Below are 24,648 nucleotides of genomic sequence, written 5' to 3'. Positions count from 1 at the left end.
GCACCGCCCGGCGGTCCGACCGGTTCCGTGGACGATCGGGCCGGTACGTTCGCGGCCATGCAGATCTCACTCGAGGGCAAGACAGCGCTGGTGACCGGAGCGTCGAAGGGCATCGGTAAGGCGATCGCCAAGCAGTTCGCCGCGTCGGGCGCCAATGTCATGTTGAGCTCGCGCAAGCAGGACCAGCTGGAGGCGGCCGCGGCCGAGATCCGCGAGTCGGGTGCCGCCGGCGACGTCGACGTGTTCGCCGCCAACGCCGGCAACCTCGAGGCGGCCAAGGCGTGTGTCGCCGCCACGATCGAGCGGTTCGGCGGGCTCGACATCCTCGTCAACAACGCAGCCACGAACCCGCACTTCGGGGCCTCGCTCGACATCGACGAGGGCCGTTACGACAAGACGTTCGAGGTCAACGTGCGGGCGCCGTTGTTCTGGAGCAAGGAGGCATGGAACGCCGCCTTGAAGGACAAGCCAGGGGTCATCGTCAACGTCGCCTCCGTCGGCGGTTTGCGCGCCGAGTTCGGGCTCGGTGTCTACAACATCACCAAGGCGGCGGTCATCCACATGACGCGACAGCTGGCGTCCGAGCTCGGGCCCACACGTGTCGTCGGCGTTGCGCCGGGCCTCGTCGAGACCGACTTCGCCGCCCTGCTCGTGGAGAACTTCGGCGAGTCGCTGGCGGCACGCCTGCCGACGAAGCGCTTGGGTGACCCCGCCGACATCGCCAACCTGACGACGTTCCTCGTCAGCGACGCGGCGAGCTGGATCACCGGCGAGACCTACGTGATCGACGGCGGCGCCGGGGTCGCGTCCGCCCACTGACGTCCGACCTGACGGGATGTGCCGGGCCCATCCCGTCAGGGGCGCTCACCTCGCTGGGACGAGGTCGTCGGCGAGCAGTTCGTCGACGAGTGGGCGGACCTGCGTGCCCATCAGCTCGATGCTGCGGGACTTGGCGGCGTGGGGGAGCGTGCCGTTGCTGTACTTGAGGTCGAAGCGGGTGAGCTCGAGCGTGCGGGCCGTGTCGGCGATCTTGCGGGCGACGGTCTCGGGCGAGCCGACGTAGAGCGCGCCCGTCGGCCCGGCGAGGCGCTCGAACTCGTCGCGGGACGTCGGGCCCCAGCCGCGCTCGGCCCCGATGCGGTTCCGCGACTCGCGGAAGTGCGGCCACAGCTCCTCACGGGCCTCCTCGTCCGTCGGGGCGACGTGGCCAGGGGAGTGGACGCCGACCGGGAGCCGGGGTTGGCCGAACTCGTCGAGCGCACGGTGGTAGAGGTCGACGTACGGGCGGAAGCGGGCGCTGTCACCGCCGATGATCGCCAGCATGAGCGGCAGGCCGTAGTGCGCCGCCCTCACCACGGACTCGGGCGAGCCACCGACGCCGACCCAGGTGGTGAGCGAGCCCGACTCGGTCCTGGGATGTACCTCGAGGCCGTGGATCGGCGCCCGGGTGGTACCCGCCCACTCGATCGGGCCTTCGCGGCGCAGCACGCTGAACAGGTCGATCTTGTCCGAGAAGAGCTCTTCGTACCGGTCGAGGTCGTAGCCGAACAGCGGGAACGACTCGGTGAACGAGCCCCGTCCGAGGATCACCTCGGCCCGGCCGCCCGAGATCGCGTCGACGGTGGCGAAGCGCTGATACACGCGAACGGGATCGTCGGAACTGAGCACCGTGACCGCCGAGCCGACATGGATCCGCTCCGTGCGGGCGGCGATCGCCGCCATGACGATCTCGGGAGCCGACACGGCGAAGTCGGCCCGGTGATGCTCCCCGATGCCGATGAAGTCGAGACCGACCGAATCGGCGAGCACACCTTCGGCGACCACTTCGCGGATGACCTGGGCGTCGCTGTTGGCCTGGCCGTTCTCGTCGACCGTGACGTCGCCGAACGTGTCGACACCGATCTCGAGTTGATGCTGCATGATCTGCGATCTCCTGATAGTTGCGAGTGCAAGCATCAACGCTGTCGCGACCCGCGGTATTGCCAGTGACCGTCAGGCCCGGGAACTCTGTGACACCCCATCTCTATGGTCGGCGTCATGAGCGTTGTGGTCCAGTTTCCCCGTGCCGAAGTCGTCGAGCTCGGCGACCCGGCGTGCACGAACGGCAATCCGGAGTGGTGGTTCGAGGAGGCGCAGTTCGCCCGCGGCAAGCGGCTGTGCGCCAAGTGCTCGCACCGGGCCCGGTGCCTCGACGAGGCGCTGGCCGCCGACGAGCGTCTCGGCGTGTGGGGCGGGCTCACCCCGGCTGAGCGTGACGCCCTTCCCGATGCCGTGGTCCTCCCCCTCCGCCCGCGGCGCTGGGCGCGCTGACCAGCGCCGACCGCCGCGGTTTGCCGAGGGAGGTCCGGGGGATCGCCGTCACCAGCTCGAGGCGTTGGGGCGCGCAGTAGGGAGGGAGTTGCGCCTTCACGGCGTCTCGGAGCGCCTCGAGGGTCGGCGGCGTCGGCCCGGACGGCACCACGAAGGCGGTGACGGCCTGTCCCCACTCCGCATCGTCGGTGCCGGCGACCGCCACGTCGGCCACGAGCGGGTGCGAACGCAGCACGGCTTCCACCGGCTCGGGCCAGACGTTCTCGCCGCCGGTGATGATCATGTCGCCGCGCCGCCCGATCACGTGGAGACTGCCGTCGTCGTTCCATCGGCCCTGGTCCCCCGTGGGGAGCCACCCGCCAACCTTGGGGTCGGTACCGTCGCGATAGGCGCGCAGCAGCATCGGGCCGCGCAGGTGGATCTCGCCGGACTCGGCGATGCGCACCTCCACGCCGTCGAGCGGCCGTCCGTCATACACCACCCCCGATCCCGTCTCGGTCAGGCCGTAGGTGGCCACCACGTTCTGCGCCCGGTGCTCGGGGGCCGGGGCGCCGCCGACGACGATGACTCGGAAGGTCGCCGCGTCCACGCGGGCGAGGGCGGTCTTCACGAGTGACACGAGCGTCGCGCCGGACGCGGCGGCGGCCGCCACTGCGCCGGCGTCGAACCGATCGTGCACGGTGAGACGCGTCCCCAGCGTCAGTGCCCGGGTGACCACGGCGAGCCCGCCGATGTGCGACAACGGTAGGCAGGCGAGCCAGTGGTCGTCATCGGCTCGGCCCAGCCGGGCGGAGGTCGCCACCGCCGATGCGGCGACGGCGTCGTGTGTGAGCACCACACCCTTGGGAGTGCCTGTCGAGCCGCTCGTGGCCATGACCAGGGCGTCGCCCTCCTCGAGCGGGGCCCGCGGCGACCGGCGTTCGCTCGCGTCGTGCATCGGGATGGTCGTGTCGGGGTCGTCGGAATCGACGACGGCGTCGGGACCGATGGCGGCGAGGAGCACGTCGCGGGCGGCCGGCGGGAGACGCTGCTCGACGGGGAAGGCCACGTCGCCGGCGTCCCAGACCCGCTGCAATGCGGTCACGAACGCGGGGCCGCCGGGCAGATCGATGGCGACGAGTCGTGGGCTCATTCGCCGATGATCTTGCCAGCGACCGGGAGGGGAAACCATCATGGCGCTCGCATGACGAATCGTTGGGTGGTCGGCGCCCGCCCCCGCACCCTCCCCGCCGCCGTCGTCCCCGTGGCCATCGGCGCCGGTTGTGCGGCGGGCCACGGCCCGATCGAGTGGTGGCGCGTCGGCGCCGCCCTGGTGGTCAGCCTGGCCCTCCAAGTGGGGGTGAACTACGCCAACGACTACTCGGACGGAGTCCGCGGCACCGACGACGTGCGCGTCGGACCCGTGCGCCTCGTCGCCTCCGGTCTCGCCCGTCCCGGCGAGGTGAAACGGGCGGCCCTGCTCGCGTTCGCCGCCGCCGGTGTGGCCGGCGTCGCCCTCGCCGCGGCGACGTCGTGGTGGCTCATCGCCGTGGGCGTCGTCGCCGTCGCCGCTGCGTGGGGCTACACGGGAGGCCCGAAGCCCTACGGCTACCTCGGCCTCGGTGAACTGTTCGTGTTCACGTTCTTCGGCCTCGTGGCCACGTGCGGCACGACGTACGCGGCGGTCGAGAAGATCACCGGGGTCAGCGTGACGATGGGCTGTGCCGCCGGGTCGATCATCTGCGCCCTGCTCGTCGTCAACAATCTGCGCGACATCCCCACCGACACCGTCGCCGGCAAACGAACACTCGCCGTCCGCCTCGGTGACGCCCGGACCCGCGTGTTCTACACGGCGCTCGTCGCCGCCACGTTCGTGCTCGTGGTGATCGGCGCCGTCGTGTGGCGTCCCGCCGCCCTCCTCGGTCTCGCTGCCGCGCCGTTCGCCGTCCCTGCCGTGCGCCGCATCCACGGCGGCGCGAGCGGCAAGGACCTCATCCCGGTGCTCGGCGAAACCGGTCGGACCCAGCTCATCTTCGGGTTGTTCGTCACCCTCGGACTCGCGATCGGCGCCTGAGGTGCCGGTCCGGCCGGAACGTCAGGCGAGCGCCTCGGCGAGAACGGGACCGAACACCGTCCGCACCAGACGAGCGTGGCGGCGCTTCGTCAACCGGTAGACCACACGTAGGGGCAGCGGTGCGGTCGACCACAGCGACCGCCACGCGTCGGGGGCGATCCAGGTGGCGATGAACGGGACGACGAACGCCAGGTGCTTGAGCGACGTCGACGACTTGACCGCACGCTGGTGCATGGCGTCGTACTCGGACTGATCGAACAAGCGGGCGAATCGGGGGAGGAAGTCGGCGTCCTCGAAGTCGAGGTGTTCGGTCATCAGCCGCTCGAGGCGGACCATCAGGTCGTGGGCGGCGGCGAGGTCGTCACCGGCCTCGATGGCCCCGAACGCGGCATGCCCCATCGAGATCAGCTCGTCGAGCTCGGCGTGATCGCCATCGCTGCGAACGAGCTCGGCGGAGACGCTCGGATCGCGTTCGGCGAGCGCGGGGAAGAAGATCGTGTCCTCGACGGTGTGATGTCCGTGCAGGTCCATGGCGTAGCCCGTCCAGTACGTGCGCAGGGCCTCCGCCGTCCGAGCGTCGACGACACGGCCCGGGGCCGTGGCCAACCGCAGCGCGCGGGTGGCCCGCCGGATCACGCCGTGGATGGCGAGGTAGTCACCGACGTCGCATCCGGTCGGGCGGTCGTCGGACCTCGTGGCGCGAGGTGACGTGTGCGCGGCCTCCGCACGAGCGAGCATGCGCTCGTCACCGATCGCCGTGGCGAGGTGCGAGAGGTCGGGTGACTGGATCATGGCGTGGTCTCCTTCGCGGTCCCGGCGTGGATCGTCCGGGTGTCGGGTCAACCATCACCCGGACTCCTTGCAGCCGGCTGGGCGCGCGGTTGCAGGCGGGTCGACGCCGCCGTGACCAGGGGAGACGCGCTCAGGCCCGAGTCGCTGCGGCCAACCGGGCCCGGGTGTCGTCGACACGAGCCGACAGCAGCGAAGCCCGCTGGTCACCGGCGATGGCGGCTGCCTCGTCGAGCAGGTCGTTGACCCGGGCCCCATCACCGAAGCGGGCGTCGGCGAGGGCCTGGAGGCGGACGATCTCGGCCAGCCACCACACCTCGCCGCGCCTTTCGGCCTCCGACCGGGCATCGGCGAGCATGTCCACGCACCGTGGGTCGCCGGCGGCCATCGCCGCCGAGGCGTGGAAGCTCCGCATGGCGGCCACGAGCACGAGATCGGGTCCGGCGTCGAGGGTGGCCATCGCGCGGTCGGCGCGGTCGAGCTCACCTGGGCGGCCCAACGACGATTCGGCCCACGTGATGAGCAGCTCGACCGACGCGTCCTGCTCGGGGAACAGCCCCGCCGACCCCACCGCCGAATACCCGGCGACGCGGGCGATCAAGCGCTCGGGATCGCCGAGCACGGCCTCGATGAGGGCCGCTGAGAACGTGACGTTCTGCTCGCCGATGTCGTCCACCTCGCTGCGGCGGGCCAGCCACGCGCGCATCCGCCGGTTCACCTGGACGCGCGCCGAGTCGGCGTCGCCGGTGAGGGCCTCGGCCATCCCGGCGATGAGCGGGAGCAGGACGAGCGGGACGTGTTCGGGCGGGTCGTCCGGTGTGGCGCTCCCCGTGGCGGCGAAACCGCGCCGGCATTCGGCGACGGCCGAGACCGGGTCGCCGATCAGCAGCGACCAGGACGCGAGCAGGTAGGCCAGGGTCACCACGGCGTACGGCTCGGTGGCCCGGGCCGCCAGCTCGCGCGCCTCGGCGACGACGGACTGCACCTCGGTCACATGGGCGACATCGTCGATCTCCCCGAAGCGCAGGAACAGCACCAGGGCGGCCACCGACTCGCTTCGCGAACGGGTCGCGATCTGGCCGATGCGATCGACGAGCCCGTCGGCCGCCGACTCGCCGCGCCGGTACGACACCGAGATGATCGCCTCGACGGCGTTGACCTCGGCGCGCAGTCGCCCGGGGCCTCGTCGGGCACCCTCCAGCACCTCGAGTGCCTGCTCGGCGAACCACTCCCCGTCGTCGAGCGCGTTCTTCCAACGCGCCACATCGGCAGCAGCGACGAGGGCCTCGGCGACGAGGACCGGGTCGAGCACGGCGCGGGCGGCGAGCCGGTGGTGGGCGATCGGCTCGGCGGTGCTCGGCCCGTCGCCGAGCGTCGCGGCGATGGCGTCGGCGACCGCGGCGTGGAGCCGTTGCCGACGCACCGGGCTGAGATCTGCGAGCACCGCATCGCGCACCAACGCGTGGGCGAAGCGGTAGTCCGGGCCGTCCGGAACGATGATGCGGGTGACGATCGCGGCATCGAGAGCATCGAGGCAGTCGTCTGCGGAGCGATCGCTCGCCGCGATGACGGTCTGGAGCTGGAAGCGCTCGCCGAGCACGGCGGCGATCTCGAGCTCGGCCGTCGCCCGCTCGGGCAGGCGGGCCAGGCGCTCGCGCACCACGTCGCGAATGGCGTCGGGGACGTTCGTCGGGCCGGCCACGCCCCGCTCACCGGCGAGCCGGGCCAACTCGACGACGAACAGCGGGTTCCCGCCCGCCCGGGCACGGACGTGCGCGGCCAGCTCGCTGTCGGGCGTGGCGCCGCTGGTCTGGGTCATCAGCTCGGCGACCTCGTCGACCTCGAGCGGCGAGACGACGACCGACGTCAGTGCCGGGAGGCGCCGCAGGCGCCCGAGCGTCTCGGTGAGCTGGCTGCCGGGGATCTCGCCCGGCGGACGGAAGGCGGCGACGATCACGACGGGGCGCTGACCGAGCCGTTGCGCAGCGACGTTCAGCACGTCCAGCGTCGCCCGGTCGGCCCAGTGGACGTCGTCGAGGATCACGAGCAGAGGACCGGATCCGAGCGCGTCGAGCAGTTCGACGAACGACGTGACGAGCTCGACCGAGGTAGGCGCGGACGGGCGGACGTCGTCGACGATCAACTGCACGAGCGGATTGGTGGCCGCGTCCGGGGGAGTCCCTCCATCGACGAGATCGCGGACGATCTCGAGCGCCGGCCACAGGGACGGGGCGAGCCCGGCCTCGACACAGCGGCCGGTCGCCTGTCGCCAGCCGCGCTGCGTGGCGTACTGGGCGAGGGCCTCGAGCAGCGTCGATTTGCCGATGCCGGCCTCGCCCTCGAGGAGCACGAGCTGCGTCGAGCCGCGCTCGGCGCGGTCGAGCGCGGCCACCAGCTCTCGCCACTCGCGCTGGCGGCCGACGACGCGCGGTGGCCGGTCCGTCGATGGCTCGTTGCCGGTCGCCTGATCGGGGCCGGCAGGGGCGGCGGCGGCCCGCTCGGCCGTGGGTTCCGTGGTGGGCGGAGCCTCCGTGACGACGGTGGGCGCCGACGCGCTGCCGGCGTGGGCGTGGGCGTGGTGCGCCAGCGCCGGATCCTGGTCGAGGATGCGTCGTTCCAGCGTCCGGAGGTCGGGGCTGATGTCCAGGCCGAGCTCGTCGAGCAGACGGGACCGGACGTCGGCGATGGCCCGGAGCGCGTCGGCCTGGCGGCCGCTCCGGTAGAGCGCGGTCGCCAGCAGTCCCCACCTCCGCTCCCGCAGCGGTGCGTCCTCGCTGGCCGCATGCAGCGCCGGGACCGCCTCGCGATGCCGACCGAGGGCGAGGAGCGCCTCGAAGCGGTCCTCGATCGTCGCTGCGTGCTGTTCGACGAACGGCAGGGCGATGGGCCCGACCTGTTGTTCGGGACCGATCCCGGCCAGCGGATCACCGAGCCACAGCGCCAACGCCCGGTCGGCGGCCGACAACGCCCGAGCGGGATCGTCGGCGCCGAGCGCCGACCGGGCCTCGTCGGCCAGGGCGGTGAAACGATGCACGTCGACCTGTGTCCGCGGGACGACCAGCACGTAGCCGGGCGCCTCCGACACGAGCACGCTCGGCGGCGCACCGGCGGCACGCTGCGGTTCGAGGAGCCGCCGGAGACGCGAGACGTAGCTCTGCAGCGTGCCGAGCGGGGTCCGCGGCGGTTCCTCGTCCCAGAGCCGAGTGATCAGTCGGTCGACGGGCACGATCCGGCCGGCATCGAGCGCGAGATGGGCGATGATGGCCCGTGGCTGGGTGCCTCCGATGTCGACGGGCGTGCCCTCGATCCGCACCTCCACGGCGCCGAGCAGGCGGATGGACAGCCGAGCCGACAGCTCGTCGTCGCCCAGTCCCGCCATCGACCGCCGGTCTAGCAGATCGGCTCGTCCTGGACCGAGAGAATCTGCTGCTGTATTGCCTCGAGCGCTTGCTGGTCGGGCTGCGGGAGGATCGGCGCCGTGGGTGCGGTGCGCGTGACCTCGATCGCTCGGTCGACGAGCCGCCCCGAGACGATCGGACCATGGCATCCGGCGATGACCGAGGGGGCGAGGGCGGCGACTCGGTCGACGCTCATGTCGTAGCGGGCCGGATCGGCGATCTCGAGCCACGGTGCCAGGTAGCGGCTGAACGTGGCGACGCCCATCTCGAACATCTCCGGCGAAAGTTCGGCGGCGTCACGGGTCGGCGTCTCCACCGGCGTGCCGAACGCGTCCGACGCCCAGTACACGCCGGTCGTCGTGTCGTACAACCCCCGGGTTGTCGGCGAGTCGTAGACGGGCGGCCGCACGGCCACGAGACGGCGGTCGCCGGCATCGAGCACCTCGTTGTCGCCCACCCAACGCTGGCGGAGCGGCGACACCGACAAGGTCGGCCCCAACCGTTCCTGCAGGAACCAGTTGACGACGAGCGTCGCGTTCGGGGCGAGCTCCATCAGCTCATCGATGTTGCCCGTGTGATCGATGTCGTCGTGGCTGACGAAGACCCAGCGGATGTCTTCGGGCTCGACCAGCGCGAAGAGGTCGGCGAAGAACCCGTCACCGTTGGCGGCGAGGCCCGTGTCGACCACCACCGGCTCGGCGCCGCGGATCAGCATCGAGTTCACCGGGACGATGGCCGGTGCGACGCCCTCGCCCACGTGGTCGTGGATGACGAACGTGTCCCTGGCCACCTGGGTGGGAGGGAGATGGGTCTTGGCGGATGAGATGGTTGCGGTCACGCCGGCGACGATGCCGAAACGCGATTGGCGGACGCTTGCAGCCCGCTTGAAGCGGTCTCAGCGAGACGAGCCGTCCAACCAGTGGGTGAGCGCGTCGGTGAACCGCTCGGGCTGCTCGAGGTGGACCGTGTGGCCGGCGCCGGGGACGACGACCAGGTGTGAGCCGGTGATGGCCCCGTGGAGGCGTTCGCCGATGGCGACGAACTTGGCGTCGTCGGCGCCGACCACGAGGAGGACAGGCATCGAGAGCTCTCCGAGGCGATCCCAGAGCGGCTCCTGAGCACCCGTGCCCGCCAGGCGCAGGCTCGAGGCCAGCCCGGCCGCCGTGTTGGTCAGGCGTTCGGCCACGCCCGCGCGCTCGCGGGGGAGACCGGCGAACAGCGGGAGCGCGAGCCAGCGCTCGACGAACGCGGCGACCCCGTCGCGCTCGATCTCGGACGCCAGCACGTCGTCGGAGGCCACGCGGGCCGTCCGCTCGGCGGCGGTGTCGAGACCGGCCGTACCGCTCACCAGCACGAGCCGTTCGACGAGGTCGGGCCGGGCGACCGCGAGGTGCAGGGCGAGACGGGCGCCCATGGAGTAGCCGGCGTAGGTCGCCGTCCCGCCGGCGGCGCCGAGCGCCTCGGCGCCTTCGGCCATCGACAACTTGAGGTGGCCTGACTCACCGTGGCCCGGTGCATCCACGGCGACCGTCTCGTAGCGATCGGCCAGCACCTCCCGGACGCCGTCCCACGATCGCCGCGTCTGGGTGAAGCCGTGCACGAACACGACCCGGTCGGCGGTGCCGCCGTCGTCGGTGGCGTGTGCGGCGGGCCGGACGTCGGCGGCGAGCACGGCGGGCCCGTGGCTCACCGCGTGCTCACGAGGCGTCGCGCAGCTTGGTGGCGAGGCGGCGCAGGGCGGTGACGAAGGTGTCGGGATCCTGCGCGCCGGGAATCGACCAGCGGCCGTTGACGACGTACGTCGGCACCGCCGTGACGTCGAGGTCGGCGGCCCGTTGCAGGCCGACCTCGAGATCCTCGAGGCCAGCCTCCTCGGAGAGCATCGTGCGCACGGCACCTCCGTCGAGCCCGCACGCCTCGGCCCGCCGGACCAAGACGTCGTGGTCGGCCACGTTCTCGCCGTCGCAGAAGTAGGCGGTCATCAGCGCCTCTTTGACCTCGGCCTGCTTGTCGCGGCCGGCGTGCTGGAGCGTCCAGTTGAGCAGGCGGTGGGCGTCGGCAGTGTTGGCGCGTACCGCACGGTCCATGTGGAACTCGATGCCCTCGGCGGCGGCCATGGCGGTGGTGCGGGCGACGATCGTCGCCGCCTGGTCGGGCCCGCCGAACTTGCGGGCGTAGACCTCGAGCACCGGGTCGGCGCGGTCGAGCGGGGCGCGGGGATCGAGCTGGAACGGCCGGTAGACGACCTCGACGTCGGCGTCGAACTCCGGATCGTCGGCCAGCGTGCCGAGGGCCTTCGCCAGCCGTCGCTTGCCGATGAAGCACCACGGGCACACGACGTCGGAGAACACCTCGATCGAGATCGTCGCCCGGTCGGTCACCTCCACCACGGTACCGACGACGCCTCCCGATCCGAGTACTCGAGGTGACCCGAGTACGGGAGGCCCCGGATTGGGCCCGTCTGTACTCGGATGAGGCAACCCGTATCGTCGGACGGGTGACCGAGTCCTCCGACGTGCTGCTGAGCCAGGCCGACGTCCAGGCGACGTTCTGCGCCACGCTCGTGGACGAATGGATCGCCGCCGGCGTCGACCATGCCGTCGTGGCCCCGGGATCCCGCAGCACGCCGATGGCGCTGGCGATCGCGTCCCGCCCCGAGCTGGCCGTCCACGTCGTGCACGACGAGCGGGTCGCCGCCTTCGTGGCCCTTGGTCTCGGCGTGGCCACCGACCGACCGGCGCTGCTCCTGTGCACCAGCGGGACGGCGGCGGTCAACTTCCACCCAGCGGTGGTGGAAGCGGGACTGTCCGACGTCCCGATGATCGTGCTCACCGCCGACCGCCCGCCCGAGCTGATCGGCGTGGGGGCCCCACAGGCAATCGATCAGACCGGCCTGTACGGCACGTCGGTGCGCTGGTTCCACGACCCCGGCGTGCCCGACCTGCCGATCGGCAAGCGCTGGCGCCGACTCGCCACCACGGCGATGGTGCACGCACGCACCGGACCGGTGCACCTCAACCTTCCGTTCCGTGAGCCGCTCGTCGGCGCCGCGGCCCCGCTGCCCGCCCGGGACCATTCCAGTGCCCGGTGGGCGTGGACGGGGTCGCGGCCCACCGCCGTGCCGGTGCTCGCCGGTAAGGGGCGGGGCGTCATCCTCGCCGGGGGGCGCAGCGGCAGCGCACTCACTGCCCCGCCGTCGCCGGTATCCGCACGTCCCGAACAGGTCGCCGCGCTGGCCGAGGCGACGGGCTGGCCGGTGCTCGCCGACCCGCCGTCGGGCTGCCGGCACCTCGACGGCGCCGTCACCGCCTTCGACAGCATCCTGCGCCACGCGGGGTTCGCCGAGGCGCACCGCCCCGACGTGGTGATCCGGGTCGGCCGGCCGGCCGCGTCGAAGGTGCTGACCCAATGGGTGGTGACGTCCGGCGCGCCCGTGGTGCAGGTGGGAGGTCCGGGCACGATCGATCCCGACGGCAACGTGGCGGTGCGCGTCGAGACGATCGAGGAGGTGATCGCAGCGGTCGACAGCATCGCCGACCCTGCGTGGCGCGACGACTGGCTGACGGTCTCCAGGACGGCCGAGGCGGCGATCGCCGACGCCCTCGATCGACCGCTGGACGCCGGCGCCGAGCTCACCGAGCCGGGGGTGGCCCGCATCGTCGCCCGGCACCGGCCGGCCGGCGGCACCGTGGTGGTGTCGGCCTCGATGCCGATGCGGGACTACGAGTGGTTCGGTGGCCCGACGGCCGCGGGGTACTCCAATCGGGGCGCCAACGGCATCGACGGGGTCGTCTCGACGGCGATCGGTGTGGCGCTCTCCGGCCGGCCGGTCGTGGTGCTCGTCGGCGACGTGGCGTTCGTCCACGACGCCGGGGCCCTGACGGCGTTGCGCCGCCGCGGCGTCGACGTGCGCATCGTCGTCGTCGACAACGACGGCGGCGGCATCTTCTCGTTCCTCCCGCAGGCGACGGCCCTCGCCGGCGAGCGCTTCGAGCAGCTGTTCGGCACGCCGCACGGCACCGACGTCGTGATCCTCGCCGCGGCCCACGGCCTCGACGCCGTCACCGTGGCCACCGCTGACGAATTGCGCGCCCGGCTGGAGCGGCCCGGTCCGCACGTCACCCATGTCGCCACCGACCGCGTCGCCAACGTCGCCGCCCACGCCGCCCTCCACGCCGCCGTCACGTCCGCGATCGACGCATCTGGGCGCGATTCGTGACGCTCAGCGTCACGCATCGCGCCCAGAAGGGCGAAGGCACGATTCGCGCCCAGAAGCTCTCAGGGGCGGACGAGGGCGCTGAGCATCGCCTGGAACTTCGCCTGCGTCTCGGCCAGCTCAGCGAGCGGATCGCTCTCGGCGACGATGCCGCCGCCGGCGTGGAGCCGGGCCACCCGGCGATCGTCGGAGAGTTGCGCGCAGCGGATCGACACGGCCCACGTGCCGTTGCCGGCGGCGTCGGTCCAGCCGACCGCACCGCCGTAGCGGTCGCGGTCGACCCCCTCGACCTCGGCGATCAGGGCCAGGGCCTCGTCGCGTGGGTGCCCGCCGAGCGCCGGCGTCGGCGACAGGGCGCGGACGAGCGTCGTCACCGGCGGTGTCGGCCTCGACAGCTGACCCTCGATCCGCGTCGCGAGGTGCTGCACGTTGGCCACCGTGAGGACCTGCGGTTCGGGCTCCCAGTCGAGGTAGCTGCACCACGGCAGGAGCGTGTCGTGCACGACGTCGATGACCACACGGTGTTCGATCTGGTTCTTGGTGCTGGCGATCAGGGCCGCGGCGATCGCCGCATCCTGGTGCGGATCGCCCGCCCGCGGCGCCGTTCCGGCCAGGGGAGTGGAGCGGACCGTCCGCCCGTCGACCTCCACCAACAACTCTGGTGACGCCCCGACGAAGCCGTCGATGGCGAAGCGATAGCTCGAACCGAACGCCGCCTTCAGACGGTGCAGCACGCCGTGGCGGTCGATCGGCGCCGTGGCCGTCACGCTGATCTCGCGGGCGATCACGGCCTTGAGGATCCGCTCCTCGTTGACGGCGTCGCGCGCCGCGGCCACCGCAGCGAGATACGTGTCCACCGGCGTGACCGGTGCCAGCCGATAGCTGTCGGCAGCCGGCCGCGGGGGCCCAGCCGGGGCGAGGGTCTCGGATGCACCGTCGATGCCGTCGCCCGCGATGGTGGTGACCCAGCACGAGCCGTCGGGATCCTTGGCCACGATGACGGCGGGTACGACGGCCTCGCCGGCCCCTCCCGGAACGAACGGCACCCAGCCGAGCGCCCGGGGGCCGGGACCGATGCCGCCGCCGTCGCCGGCCCGGATCCCGGTCTGGTCGTCGTGGTCGATGGCGGCCAAGACGGCGGCCGCCTCGTCGACGCGAACGCGGGCTGCGACACCGCGCCCGGCGAAACCCACACCGTCACGAACGAACAGGAACCCGTCGTCGCGAGCGACGTCGTTGAGGTCGAGCGCCCGCGTCGCAGCGTCGGCCAAGCGGCTCACCGCCCGCATCGTCACGACGTGCTCCAGGGGGCTGCGCCCCCGCTCGCTGCGCTCGCGCCCCATCGCCGTCCGGCTCGCTGGCGCTCGCGCGAACGGCCGTCGCTCGCTGCGCTCACGACGTGCTCCAGGGGGCTGCGCCCCCGCTCGCTGCGCTCACGACGTGCGCGTGCCGGTGAGGAGCTGCGTGATCCCCAGCGAGAACACTCGGTGGCGGGCGTCGTCGAAGCCGTTCGCTTGCAGGTCGGCCACCATCTGGTCGGCGGGCGGGAGGTAGGCGACGCTGCGCGGGAGGTAGCGGTAGGCGGCCGGATCCGACAGCAGACCACCGATCTTGGGCACGATCTTGCCGAAGTACAGGCTGTGGCCGAACCGGACCACCGGGTTGCGGGGCACGCCGACGTCGAGCAGGGCGATGCGGCCGCCGGGGCGCACCACCCGACCGAGCTCGGCGAAGAAGCGCGGCAACTCGACGAGGTTGCGCAGGGCGAAGCCGCACGTGACGCCGTCGATCGAGCCGTCGGCGACGGGCAAGCGGAGGATGTCGGCCTGCACGCGTGGCGCGCCGCTGCGATCGGCCCGGAGCATGCCGAGGCTGAGATCGACCGACACGGGGCGATGGCCGGCCGCAGCGAGGTCGATGCACATGTCGCCCGTGCCGCTGGCCAGGTCGAGCACGGTGCTGCCGAGCGGCAGCGACAGGGCGGCCACCGCCTTGCGGCGCCAACGAACGTCCAGCCGGAACGTCATGATGCGGTTCACCAGGTCGTAGCGCGGGGCGATCGTGTCGAACATGTCGCGCACCGCCTTCACCTTCTCGTCGCCCTCGGGCAGGGTGGTTCGATCCCAGGAGGAAGCACGGGGGAGCACGTCGGCCACGGCATCAGGCTAGAGCCGGCGGCCGAGCGAGCACGGCGCCGCCAGGCGCTGCGGCCGGGTCCGACGCATCGGTGCGCCCGCGCCGGGTACCGGCTTCGGCCATGGAATCGCGAGCGACATCTGCCACCATGTGCCCGATGATCGAGCACTTGCGCGCGGCTTGGAACGAGATCACCGCCCCCGGCGGTGGCTTCTCGATGTCGGACATCGAGGTCCGGGGGATCCCGATGCGGGTGTTCGACTCGGCACCGCCGAACATGCGGGCGCTGTGGGAGCTGGCCTCGCTCCACGGCGACAAGCCGTACGTCGTGTACGAGGACGAGCACTACACGTACGCCGACATCGCCGGACAGGTCCGCGCGCTCGCCCACCTGCTGCGCAACACCCACGGTGTGGGATCGGGCGACCGGGTCGCCCTGGCCATGCGCAACTACCCCGAGTGGGTCGTCGGCTACTGGGCGACGGCGTCGATCGGCGCCGCGGTGGTCGGGATGAACGCCTGGTGGACCACACCAGAGATGGAGTACGGGCTGTCCGACTCCCGTTCCAAGGTCCTCATCGTCGACGACGAGCGACTCGAGCGCGTGCTGCCGGTGCTCGACGGGCTGCGCGAGACCGCGCCGCTGCACGTGATCAGCGTGCGTACCGACCGGGAGCTTCCGGCCGACGCCAGCCGCTGGACCGATGTCGTGGTGCCCGCCGACGCCCCTGCCGGTCTGCCCGAAGCCGACATCGACCCTGACGACGACGTGACGATCTTCTACACGTCGGGCACGACCGGGTACCCCAAGGGGGCTCAGCTCACCCACCGCGGCTCGGTGCACAACATCTTGAACCTGATCTTCTGGACGGTCGTCACCGCCACGGCCGACGGCAAGGCGGTCGCCGCCGGTGAGCTGCCGGCCCCGCCGCCGGCCGATCCCGATGCGGCACCGGCAGCGCCGGTGTTCATGGCCCCGACCCCGCTGTTCCACGTCACGGCCTGCAACTGCATCCTGCACCCCTGCACGCTGGCCGGCGGCACGATCGTGCTGATGTACAAGTGGGACGCCGGCCGGGCCCTCGAGCTGATCGAGCGGGAGCGGGCGACCAACTTCTCCGGGGTGCCGTCGATGAGCCGCGAGATGCTCAACCACCCGGACTGGGCCAAGCGCGACACGTCGTCGCTCAAGTCGCTCGGCGGCGGTGGCGCCCCGCTGCAACCCGACCTCGTGCAGAAGATCGACAAGTCGCTGCACGATCAGGGCGGCGCACCCGTCACCGGCTACGGCCTCACCGAGACCCACGGCATCGTGTCGGCGAACGCCTCTCGGTACTACCTCGCCAAGCCGTCGTCGGCGGGTCCGGTGGTGCCCACGCTCGACGCCAAGCTGGTCGACGAGGAGGGCAACGACCTGCCGCCGGGCCCGGACACGGTCGGCCAGCTCTGCGTGCGCGGCGCTGTCGTCATCAAGGGCTACCTCAACCGGCCCGAGGCGACGGCCGAGGCCATCGTCGACGGCTGGTTCAACACCGGCGACGTGGCTCGCATCGACGAGGACGGATTCCTCTACATCGTCGACCGGGCCAAGGACATGGTGTTGCGCGGCGGGGAGAACATCTACAGCTCCGAGGTCGAGGCGGCCATCCACCAGTCCGACGAGGTGGCGGAAGCAGCGGTGTTCGGCATTCCCGACGACCGGCTCGGTGAGGCGGTCGCCGCAGTCATCGTCCGGCGGCCCGGGTCCACGCTGACCGCTGAGGCGCTTCAGGCGTTCGTCGGCGAACGGATCGCCAAACACAAGATCCCGACGACCATCTGGTTCCGCGACGAGCCCTTGCCGCGCAACGCCAACGGCAAGTTCCTCAAGCGCCAGTTGCGGTCGGAGTTGGTTCCCGCCGACTGACGACACCCGGCTGACCACTCACGTCACAAGTCTGGACTTGTGTAAGCAGATACTTGTAGAGTCGTCGGCATGCAGCAGCTCGCCGACGACGCGTTCGCGTTCGCCATCACTCAGTTCACCGCGGCCCGCGGCCACGACGGCACGGTCCCGACCCCGTGTGCCGACTGGACGCTGACGGACCTCCAGAACCACACGGTCGGCGCGCTCACCGCACTGGCCGACGTGCTCGAAGGACGCGACGTCGACCCGGCGCGCACGGATCCGCGGCACTCGGCGGCCACGGCGTGTGAGGATCACGTCGTCGCGCTGACCGCGGCGGCGTCGAGGTTGTCGCTCGTCGCCCGGGACGACGCCGTGCTCGGCCGGGGGTTCGACCTGCGCGGTATGGAACTCCCCGGCCGGATGGTGCTCCACCTGGCGCTGACCGACGCCACCGTCCATTCGTGGGACGTCGCCACGGCCACCGGATCGCCGGTGTCCATCCCGACGGCCGTCGCTGCGCCGCTGTTGGAGTTCGCCCGAGTGTTCGCCGACGGCGCCCGCGGGAGGGCCTTCGGACCGGCGACGCCGACCGACAGCACGAACCCGTCGACGCAGCTCGTCGCCTTCCTCGGACGCACGCCGTGACGTCATCTCCAGCCGCGCTCGACGGCGACGATGCTGTCTTCCGGGCCCTGGCCGAGCCCAACCGCCGTGCCATGTTGCGGCTCGTTCGCGATCGACCATTGGCGGTCGGCGAGATCGCCGAACACTTCTCGATCAGCCAGCAGGCGGTGTCTCAGCACCTGCGGACCCTCAAGGACGCCGACCTGGTGGTGGAACAGCGGGCCGGAACCCGTCGCCTCTATCTCGTCCGTCCCGACGGTCTGCGGGGCGTGCGCCAGTTCGTCGAGGAGCTGTGGCCCTCCGGCCTGGCGCGGTTGAAGGAGGTCGTCGAGGCCGAGCAGCGGGGGTCTCCATCGCGGGGAGCGAACGCGTGACCGAGCCGTTCCGTACGTCGGTCACCATCGAGGCCGCGCCCGGCGACGTGTTCCCTTACCTCGTCGATGCCGACCTCATCGTGAAGTGGATGGGAGAGTACGCCGAGACCGAGCCGATCGCCGGCGGTCTCCTGCATCTCGACATCATCGGCGTGCCGGTCCGCGGAACTTTCGTGACGGTGGAACCGCCGCGCCGAGTCGTCTTCACGTGGGGCCACGCCGGTAGTGCCGTGCTGCCCCCGGGCGCCAGCACCGTCGAGATCGTCCTCACCGAGCACCCGGGTCCGCGGACGGTCGTGGAACTGGTGCATCGCGATCTCCCCGACGAGATGGCGCCGGGGCACGCCCGTGGGTGGGCTCACTTCGTCGAGCGACTGCGGATCGTCGGCGCCGGTCGCAACCCGGGCGACGATCCGTGGCGGCACGATCCTCCGCCGGAGGCACGCCGCGCCGCCCGGAAATAGCGGCGGTCCGGGGCGGGCCCGCCAGCCGACCACTACGTTGGCGACATGACGAAGTTGATCTTCGGGACGTTCGTTCCTCAGGGCTGGAAGATGGAGTTGGCGTCGATCGACGGCGCCGCAGCGAAGTGGGCGAAGTCCGTGGAGATCGCCAAGCTCGCCGAAGACCTCGGCTACGACTCGATCTGGGTGTACGACCACGTCCACAACGTGCCCCGCCCGGCCCATGAGGCGGTGTTCGAGTGCTGGACCACGGTCACGGCGATCAGCCAGCTCACCAGCCGCATCCGCCTCGGTCAGATGGTCGGCTGCAACAGCTACCGCAACCCGGCCCTGCTCGCCAAGATCACGTCCACGGTGGACGTCGTGTCGGGCGGGCGCCTCGACTGGGGGATCGGCGCCGGCTGGTACGAGAACGAGTACCGCAGCTACGGCTACGACTTCCCCAAGCCGTCGGTGCGACTGGAGATGCTCGCCGAGGCGGTGCAGATCGTCACCAGCATGTGGACCGAGCCGGAGACCACCTTCCGTGGCAAGCACTACGAAGTCGTCCGTGCCAACTGCGACCCCAAGCCGTTGCAGGACCCGCGACCGCCGGTGTGGATCGGCGGCGGCGGCGAGCAGCTGACGCTGCGCATCGTCGCCAAGTACGCCGATTGCTCGAACTTCGGCGGCAACCCGGAGCAGTGGGAGCACAAGCGCGATGTCCTGCAGGGACACTGCAAGGCCGTCGGTCGCGACTTCGACGAACTGCGGCTGACGTGGTCGCCGGAAGTGTTCGTCCGCAGCACGGAGGCCGAGATCGAGGCGGCCGGGTCGCGCAACCTGTGGGGCGACAACATCGACAGCTGGCGCGACACCAACCTCGTCGGCACGCCCGAGCAGGTCGCCGAGAAGATCCAGCGCTACGTCGACCTCGGACTGGGCGGGGTCATCCCCTGGTGCGCCGACTATCCCGACACCGAGACGCTCACCCTGTTCGCCAACGAGGTGATGCCCAACTTCCGCTAGCCCGCCGCTAGCCCCAAGCCGATCAGCGTTCGTGATGCACCTGACGGTTGGTGTCAGGCACCACCCGGTGGGTCGACGGCAGAGCGGTGGACTTCTCGGCGACGGGAGTCGGGACCGTATGGTTGCGGGCCATGGCACCACGCATCATCAACGGCGTCGACGAGCTTCGGACCCTCGTGGGCGAGCACATCGGCTACAGCGACTGGCTCGAGATCACCCAGGAACGGGTCAACCAGTTCGCCGAAGCCACCGGTGACTTCCAGTGGATCCACGTCGACGTCGAGAAGGCCAAGGCCGGCCCGTTCGGCGGCCCGATCGCCCACGGGTACCTCACGCTGTCGCTCGGCCCCATGCTCGGCGAGCAGGTGTGGGCGGTGAAGGGCGTGGCGATGGGTGTCAACTACGGCATCGACAAGCTGCGCTTCCCGTCGCCGGTCCCCGTCGGCAGCAAGCTGCGCGTCGGCGCCAAGCTGCTCGACGTCACCGACGTCACCGGCGGCGTGCAGGTGAAGTTCGAGTACACGTTCGAGGTCGAAGGCGCTGCCAAGCCGAGCTGCATCGCCGAGGTCCTCTTCCGAATGTACCACTAGCCCATGACGTGACCTCGGTCACGGGTCGGGCGGGGCGAACTGCTACGAATGCGGCATGGACCTCATCCGCATGCATGCCCAGGCCCACCCCGACAAGCTGGCGGTCGTCGACGATCGTGGCGGTGACGACGTGCGGACGCTCACGTGGGCCGAGCTCGACGACCGCGCCACCCGCCTGGCCAACGTGCTCGCGTCCCACGGGGCCAAGAGCGGCGACAAGATCGCGTGGTGCGGCCCGAACTCGATGGGTATCGTCGTGTTCCTCGACGCGGCCCGCAAGCTCGGCGTCACGGGGGTGCCGGTCAACTACCGGTTCGCCGACGAGGAGGCGGCCTACGTCACCGACCATTCCGATGCCATCGCCGTGTTCGTCGACGCCGAGCTGGCGCCGATGTTCCAGCGCATCCGGGCCGAGATCCCCAAGGTCACGACGGCGTACGTCTTCGGCGGCAGCCTCCCCGACGGCTCCGATCCCAACTGGATGATCGACGCCGACGCGGCGATCGCTGCGGCGCCAGCCGACGACGTGCCCGAGCCCGAGGCCGAGCTCGCCGGCTCGACGATCATCTACACGTCGGGCACCACCGGGAAGCCGAAAGGTGCGCTCCGCAAGGCCGTCAACCTCGAGGGGGCGATGGCGCTCGTGCAGGCCATCGGCTACCGGCCCGACGACGTCTATCTGACCACCGGGCCGCTCTATCACTCGGGACCCGGCGGATTCATGGGGATCGCCCAGCTGTTCGGCCAGACCGTCGTCGTCCAGCGCAAGTTCGACGCCGAGGATTGGCTGCGCCTCGTACAGACCTACGGATGCAGCTCGACGTTCTCGGCGCCGACGCCGATCCGCATGATCACCAACCTCGACGAGGAGATCCTCGCTCGCTACGACCGCTCCTCGATGAGGGTGATGATCGCCAACGCCGCACCGTGGAGCTTCGCCCTCAAGCAGCGCTACGTCGAGGTCTTCCCGCCCGAGTCGCTGTTCGAGGTGTACGGCTCCACCGAGCTCGGTGTCAACACGCTGCTGCGGCCCGAGGACCAGCTGCGCAAGCCCGGCTCGTGCGGCCAGCCGGCTCCCGGCGTGGAGATCCGCCTCTTCGACGACGACGGCAACGTGGTCGAGGGCACGGGGCCCGAGCACACGGGCGAACTGTTCGTGCGCAGCAGCTCGGTGTTCGACGACTACTACAAGCAGCACGACAAGTACCTCGACGACCAGCGCGACGGCTGGCAGACCGTCGGCGACATCGCTTATGTCGACGACGAGGGCTTCGTCTACATCTGCGACCGCAAGAAGGACATGATCATCTCCGGCGGCGTCAACATCTATCCGGCCGAGATCGAAGCGGCCCTCGAGCACCACCCCGACATCTACGAGGCGGCGGTCTTCGGCATCCCGAGCGACGAGTGGGGGGAGGCGGTGCACGCCGTGGTGGTCAAGCGCCCCGGCTCGTCGCTCGACGACGCCGGCGTGGTGGCCCATGCCCGGGCCCATCTCGCCGGCTACAAGGTGCCGCGTTCGATCGCCTGGCTCGACGAGTTGCCCAAGACCGGCAGCGGCAAGATCCTCAAGCGCGAGCTGCGCGCCCCGTTCTGGGCCGACCGCACCGCCAACGTGTGAGGCCCCGGGCGGTACCCTCCGGGGGGATGACCGACCAGCCCGAGCCCGACAAGTTCGTCTGCGGCTTCGTCACGTTGGTCGGTCGGCCCAACGTCGGCAAGTCGTCGCTCGTCAACGCCATCTGCGGCGCCAAGGTGTCGATCGTGTCCGACAAGCCGCAGACCACGCGGCACCGGGTCCGCGGCGTCTACAACCGGCCCAACGCACAGCTCGTGTTCGTCGACACACCCGGCCTCCACAAGCCGGTCAGTGCGCTCGGCCGCAAGGTGAACGCCACGGCCATCGACTCGGTCTCCGAGGCAGACAGCTCGGTCGACGTGGTCGGCCTCGTGCTCGACGCGTCGGCGCCGTTCGGCTCGGGCGATCGCTGGGTGGCCGACCATCTCGACATCGCCAACGCCATCGTCGTCGTCAACAAGATCGATCGCGTCAGGCCCGAGCAGGTGATCGCCCAGCTGGGCGCGGCGGGCGAGCTCGGTGCGGCGGCCTACTTCCCGGTGTCGGCGCGCACCGGCGAGGGGCTCGACCGGCTCACCGATCACCTCGTCGCGCGGGCGCCGGTGGGTCCCCCGATGTTCCCAGTCGACGCCGTGCGCGACCTCCCCGATGAGCAGTGGGTGGCCGAGCTGGTGCGCGAGCAGCTCCTCGCCGTGACGCGTCAGGAGCTGCCGTACTCGATCGCCACCCGGGTGACCGAGTGGGAGGGCCGCCACATCACCGTCGAGATCGTCGTCGAGCGCGACAGCCAGAAGGGCATGGTGATCGGCAAGGGCGGCTCCATCCTCAAACAGGTCGGTCAGCGCACCCGGGAGCAGCTCCCCGAGGGCACCTACCTCGAGCTCAAGGTGAAAGTCGACAAGGACTGGCAGCGCCGGCCCGAACGGGTCGAACGCCTCGGCTACTGACCGTCCGGACGTCAGTCCTCGGGAACCACCAGCTGCTCGTAATCGTCGGCCGTCACGTATTCCCCTGGGTTGGTGAGGCTGTTGTCGCGGCGCAGCACCTGCAGTGCCTCGCCGGCGAGCGTGAAGCGCACGTCATCACAGCAACCCTCGCTCACCGTGAGGACGACCTGACCGATCAGCAGGGGCCGGTCCTGGTTGCTGACGCCCTGGAACAGGGTCGGGTCGAAGTCGATCGTCGCTCTGTCGTCCCTCATCGTGACGTCCAGGATGAGGCCCTCTGGGATCGCCGAGCGGATGCCGGCCTCGGCCTCGTCGGCGGGCGGCGTCGCGAGCCGGGCGAGGACGCCGGACAGGCCGAGACCGACCGGCACGTCGACCGGCACGCCGACCAACCCGGGGCCCTGGATGAAGTACATCGTCGTTGTTTTCGTCCCGGTGCTCACCAGGCTGTCCGGTGTCGTCGAGGCCGGTACGTTGGCCGTGGTGGTCGACGGGGCGGTGGGCTGGCCCGGAAGATCGGTCGCGGGTGGGACCGTCTGGTCGAGTCCGCCGAGCGCGTTGGGGTTGATCGGCTGGGCACTCTCTTGGGCGTCGATGCCACACGCCGCGGCGACCGTCGCCATGAACAGCCCGGCGAGTGCGACGAGCGCTCGGCGCGCAAGGCATCGCGACGCCATCGCTGTCATCGCCCGGCCTCCATCTGATTCATGTTCCCAGCGCCGAGCGCGGCGGCCTCGGCGTCGGTGTGTGTGAACGTGGTGTCGGCAGGAAGGCTGACCACGAACCTGGCGCCGCCGCCCGGCGCCTCTTCGACCCAGGTGCTGCCGCCCAGGGCCTTGGCGTGCTCGGTCACGAGTGCCAGCCCGAGGCCCGTGCCGACGCGGTGGCGTGACACCCGCCCGCGGGCGAAGCGGCCGAAGATGCGCTCGCGCTCGGCGGGTTCCACCCCTGGTCCGTCGTCCTCCACGGCGACGAGGACGAACGAACCGGTGGTCTCGTCGTCGGCGTCGTCGGGGCCAGCCGGGGGGCGTTCCACGGAAATTCGCGTGGGCCCGTCGGCGTGATGCTTGGCGTTCTCCAGCAGGTTGCCGAGGATGCGTTCGTAGCGCACGCGGTCGATGAGCGCCCGCGACGGTGCGTTCGGATCGACGTCGATGACGAGGTCGGGGAAGCCGTAGTGGGCGGCGATGCGCCGGCTCGTGTCGACGATGTCACTCGACTCGACGTGCATGTCGGATGCCCCGGCGTCGATGCGCGAGAGCTCGAGGAGGTCGAGCACCATGCCGTCGAACCGGCGGACCTGGTCGATGATCACGTCGACGGCTTGCCCCGGGCGGTCCGAGAACTCGCTGCGCCGGCGCTCGAGCACGTCAGTGGCGGCCTGCAGCGCTGTGATGGGGGAGCGCAGCTCGTGGCTGACGTCGGACACGAACCTGCTCTCCCGCTCGATCCGGTCCTGCACGGCGTCGGCCATACCGTTGAAGGCATCGACGAGCGGTTCGAGGTCCCGGTCGCGCTGGGGCGCGACGCGCGTCGACAGGTCGCCCTCGGCGATGTCCTGGGCCGCTTCGGTGACCTGGCCGAGCGGGCGGAGCAGCCGTCGGCCGGTCCAGATGCCGAAGCCGCCGAGGAGGAGCACGGCGGCCGCCGAGCCCAGCGAGAAGCGGAACAGGATGCCCCTCAGCGTCCGCTCCGTCGATTCGAGGGAGAAGGCCTCGAAGTACTGGGCGTCGACGCGCGCCAGCCGGATGCCGACACCGAAGTACGGAGTCCCGCCGTAGCGGAACCGCTGGATCGCCGACACGCCCTCGGTGACCGACTGCCGCAGCGCATCAGGAATGATGTCGGACTGTGTGAGGCCGATCGGGGCCGCAGCCTCCATCCTCCCGTTGTCGCGGAACACCTGGATGAACCCGCCTTCGTCGGTGAGCTCGTCGAGGGCTGGCTGGAGCTCTTCGCCCGACTCGAGCAGGTTCAACACCTCCCGGGCGTTCACCAGGGCCGCCTGGCGGGCCTCGACGCGGCGTTGGTCGAGCAGCGACGCCCGGGCGAAGTTGTAGGCGAACACGGCGACCGACGCCCCGGCGACCAGGGCCACGAAGCCGAACAGCACCGACACCTTCGTGCGCAGCCGGAGCCGGCGCGGCCGCGTCGGGGCGAAACGCCGGCGACGGGAGGGCGACGAGTTCGGCACGCCGACCAGTGTGACATCACCGGGGCCGCCCTCGATGCTCGGCGGTGCGGAACCCCGGGGATCCCGGCTGCCGCCTCC

At 71.1% G+C, this 24,648-nt stretch carries 23 protein-coding genes; 12 read left to right on the top strand and 11 right to left on the bottom strand.

The window, feature by feature from the left end; translation table 11 throughout:
* The first annotated feature begins 57 nt into the window (after positions 1–57).
* Positions 58–819 carry an SDR family oxidoreductase gene (locus DN771_RS17760; protein WP_116998940.1) on the top strand — a complete coding sequence of 254 codons (762 nt, stop codon included), beginning with the start codon at positions 58–60 and terminating at the stop codon, positions 817–819.
* Between the two features lie 45 nt (positions 820–864).
* Here the strand turns inward: DN771_RS17760 and DN771_RS17755 are convergent, their stop codons facing one another.
* Complete coding sequence (locus DN771_RS17755) at positions 865–1,920, bottom strand: LLM class flavin-dependent oxidoreductase (RefSeq protein WP_205528647.1); 1,056 nt, start codon at positions 1,918–1,920, stop codon at positions 865–867.
* A 117-nt stretch (positions 1,921–2,037) separates the two neighbouring features.
* Between DN771_RS17755 and DN771_RS17750 the strand changes: the two genes are divergently transcribed.
* On the top strand, positions 2,038–2,310 hold the full coding sequence (locus DN771_RS17750) for a WhiB family transcriptional regulator (protein ID WP_116998939.1): 273 nt from the start codon (positions 2,038–2,040) through the stop codon (positions 2,308–2,310).
* On the opposite strand, the gene DN771_RS17745 is transcribed toward DN771_RS17750, so the two are convergent.
* A complete protein-coding gene (locus DN771_RS17745) occupies positions 2,237–3,442 on the bottom strand; it encodes a class I adenylate-forming enzyme family protein (RefSeq protein WP_162942081.1) in 1,206 nt (401 codons plus the stop codon). The two genes, DN771_RS17750 and DN771_RS17745, sit on opposite strands and share 74 nt — an antisense overlap.
* A gap of 51 nt (positions 3,443–3,493) precedes the next feature.
* Between DN771_RS17745 and DN771_RS17740 the strand changes: the two genes are divergently transcribed.
* Positions 3,494–4,363, top strand: coding sequence for a 1,4-dihydroxy-2-naphthoate polyprenyltransferase (locus DN771_RS17740; RefSeq protein WP_116998889.1), 870 nt, complete (start codon positions 3,494–3,496; stop codon positions 4,361–4,363).
* A gap of 21 nt (positions 4,364–4,384) precedes the next feature.
* Here the strand turns inward: DN771_RS17740 and DN771_RS17735 are convergent, their stop codons facing one another.
* The 5 genes from DN771_RS17735 to DN771_RS17715 all read right to left on the bottom strand — a co-directional run bounded on the left by DN771_RS17735 (position 4,385) and on the right by DN771_RS17715 (position 10,931).
* Complete coding sequence (locus tag DN771_RS17735; RefSeq protein ID WP_116998888.1) at positions 4,385–5,155, bottom strand: hemerythrin domain-containing protein; 771 nt, start codon at positions 5,153–5,155, stop codon at positions 4,385–4,387.
* A 130-nt stretch (positions 5,156–5,285) separates the two neighbouring features.
* Positions 5,286–8,531 (bottom strand): ATP-binding protein, encoded by a 3,246-nt coding sequence (locus DN771_RS17730; RefSeq protein WP_162942080.1) that lies wholly within the window; start codon positions 8,529–8,531, stop codon positions 5,286–5,288.
* 11 nt (positions 8,532–8,542) lie between these two features.
* Complete coding sequence (locus DN771_RS17725) at positions 8,543–9,388, bottom strand: MBL fold metallo-hydrolase (protein WP_116998886.1); 846 nt, start codon at positions 9,386–9,388, stop codon at positions 8,543–8,545.
* Positions 9,389–9,445: 57 nt separating this feature from the next.
* Positions 9,446–10,240, bottom strand: a complete 795-nt coding sequence (locus DN771_RS17720; protein WP_162942079.1) for an alpha/beta fold hydrolase — start codon at positions 10,238–10,240, stop codon at positions 9,446–9,448.
* Between the two features lie 7 nt (positions 10,241–10,247).
* Positions 10,248–10,931, bottom strand: a complete 684-nt coding sequence (locus DN771_RS17715) for a DsbA family oxidoreductase (protein ID WP_162942078.1) — start codon at positions 10,929–10,931, stop codon at positions 10,248–10,250.
* Positions 10,932–11,047: 116 nt separating this feature from the next.
* On the opposite strand from DN771_RS17715, the gene menD reads away from it, so the two are divergent.
* A complete protein-coding gene (gene menD / locus DN771_RS17710; protein WP_162942077.1) occupies positions 11,048–12,769 on the top strand; it encodes a 2-succinyl-5-enolpyruvyl-6-hydroxy-3-cyclohexene-1-carboxylic-acid synthase in 1,722 nt (573 codons plus the stop codon).
* Positions 12,770–12,828: 59 nt separating this feature from the next.
* Here the strand turns inward: menD and DN771_RS17705 are convergent, their stop codons facing one another.
* Both DN771_RS17705 and DN771_RS17700 read right to left on the bottom strand, forming a co-directional pair.
* Positions 12,829–14,046, bottom strand: coding sequence for an isochorismate synthase (locus tag DN771_RS17705; RefSeq protein ID WP_162942076.1), 1,218 nt, complete (start codon positions 14,044–14,046; stop codon positions 12,829–12,831).
* Positions 14,047–14,199: 153 nt separating this feature from the next.
* Positions 14,200–14,922, bottom strand: a complete 723-nt coding sequence (locus tag DN771_RS17700; RefSeq protein WP_227462400.1) for a ubiquinone/menaquinone biosynthesis methyltransferase — start codon at positions 14,920–14,922, stop codon at positions 14,200–14,202.
* A 137-nt stretch (positions 14,923–15,059) separates the two neighbouring features.
* On the opposite strand from DN771_RS17700, the gene DN771_RS17695 reads away from it, so the two are divergent.
* The 8 genes from DN771_RS17695 (at position 15,060) to era (ending at position 22,376) form a co-directional block, all read left to right on the top strand.
* Complete coding sequence (locus DN771_RS17695) at positions 15,060–16,808, top strand: class I adenylate-forming enzyme family protein (protein ID WP_116998882.1); 1,749 nt, start codon at positions 15,060–15,062, stop codon at positions 16,806–16,808.
* Positions 16,809–16,877: 69 nt separating this feature from the next.
* Positions 16,878–17,435: a TIGR03086 family metal-binding protein gene (locus tag DN771_RS17690; RefSeq protein ID WP_116998881.1), complete on the top strand. Its 558-nt coding sequence runs from the start codon at positions 16,878–16,880 to the stop codon at positions 17,433–17,435.
* Positions 17,432–17,788 (top strand): metalloregulator ArsR/SmtB family transcription factor, encoded by a 357-nt coding sequence (locus DN771_RS17685; RefSeq protein WP_205528646.1) that lies wholly within the window; start codon positions 17,432–17,434, stop codon positions 17,786–17,788. Before DN771_RS17690 ends, DN771_RS17685 begins: the two co-directional genes overlap by 4 nt.
* Positions 17,785–18,252: an SRPBCC family protein gene (locus DN771_RS17680; protein ID WP_116998880.1), complete on the top strand. Its 468-nt coding sequence runs from the start codon at positions 17,785–17,787 to the stop codon at positions 18,250–18,252. Before DN771_RS17685 ends, DN771_RS17680 begins: the two co-directional genes overlap by 4 nt.
* A gap of 45 nt (positions 18,253–18,297) precedes the next feature.
* A complete protein-coding gene (locus tag DN771_RS17675; protein WP_116998879.1) occupies positions 18,298–19,260 on the top strand; it encodes an LLM class F420-dependent oxidoreductase in 963 nt (320 codons plus the stop codon).
* Between the two features lie 131 nt (positions 19,261–19,391).
* Positions 19,392–19,850, top strand: coding sequence for a MaoC family dehydratase (locus tag DN771_RS17670; protein ID WP_116998878.1), 459 nt, complete (start codon positions 19,392–19,394; stop codon positions 19,848–19,850).
* Positions 19,851–19,905: 55 nt separating this feature from the next.
* A complete protein-coding gene (locus tag DN771_RS17665; protein ID WP_116998877.1) occupies positions 19,906–21,471 on the top strand; it encodes a class I adenylate-forming enzyme family protein in 1,566 nt (521 codons plus the stop codon).
* 26 nt (positions 21,472–21,497) lie between these two features.
* Positions 21,498–22,376, top strand: coding sequence for a GTPase Era (gene era, locus DN771_RS17660; RefSeq protein WP_116998876.1), 879 nt, complete (start codon positions 21,498–21,500; stop codon positions 22,374–22,376).
* An 11-nt stretch (positions 22,377–22,387) separates the two neighbouring features.
* Here era and DN771_RS17655 read toward each other — a convergent pair whose 3' ends face one another.
* Complete coding sequence (locus DN771_RS17655; RefSeq protein ID WP_116998875.1) at positions 22,388–23,062, bottom strand: GerMN domain-containing protein; 675 nt, start codon at positions 23,060–23,062, stop codon at positions 22,388–22,390.
* Positions 23,059–24,570, bottom strand: a complete 1,512-nt coding sequence (locus tag DN771_RS17650) for a HAMP domain-containing sensor histidine kinase (protein WP_116998874.1) — start codon at positions 24,568–24,570, stop codon at positions 23,059–23,061. The genes DN771_RS17655 and DN771_RS17650 overlap by 4 nt, the downstream gene beginning before the upstream one ends.
* Positions 24,571–24,648 lie beyond the last annotated feature (78 nt).

Origin of the sequence: Desertimonas flava, assembly GCF_003426815.1 — a bacterium.
GTDB lineage: Bacteria > Actinomycetota > Acidimicrobiia > Acidimicrobiales > Ilumatobacteraceae > Desertimonas > Desertimonas flava.
Note: the sequence above shows the minus strand (reverse complement) of the source record. Positions and strands in the feature narration are given on the sequence as shown.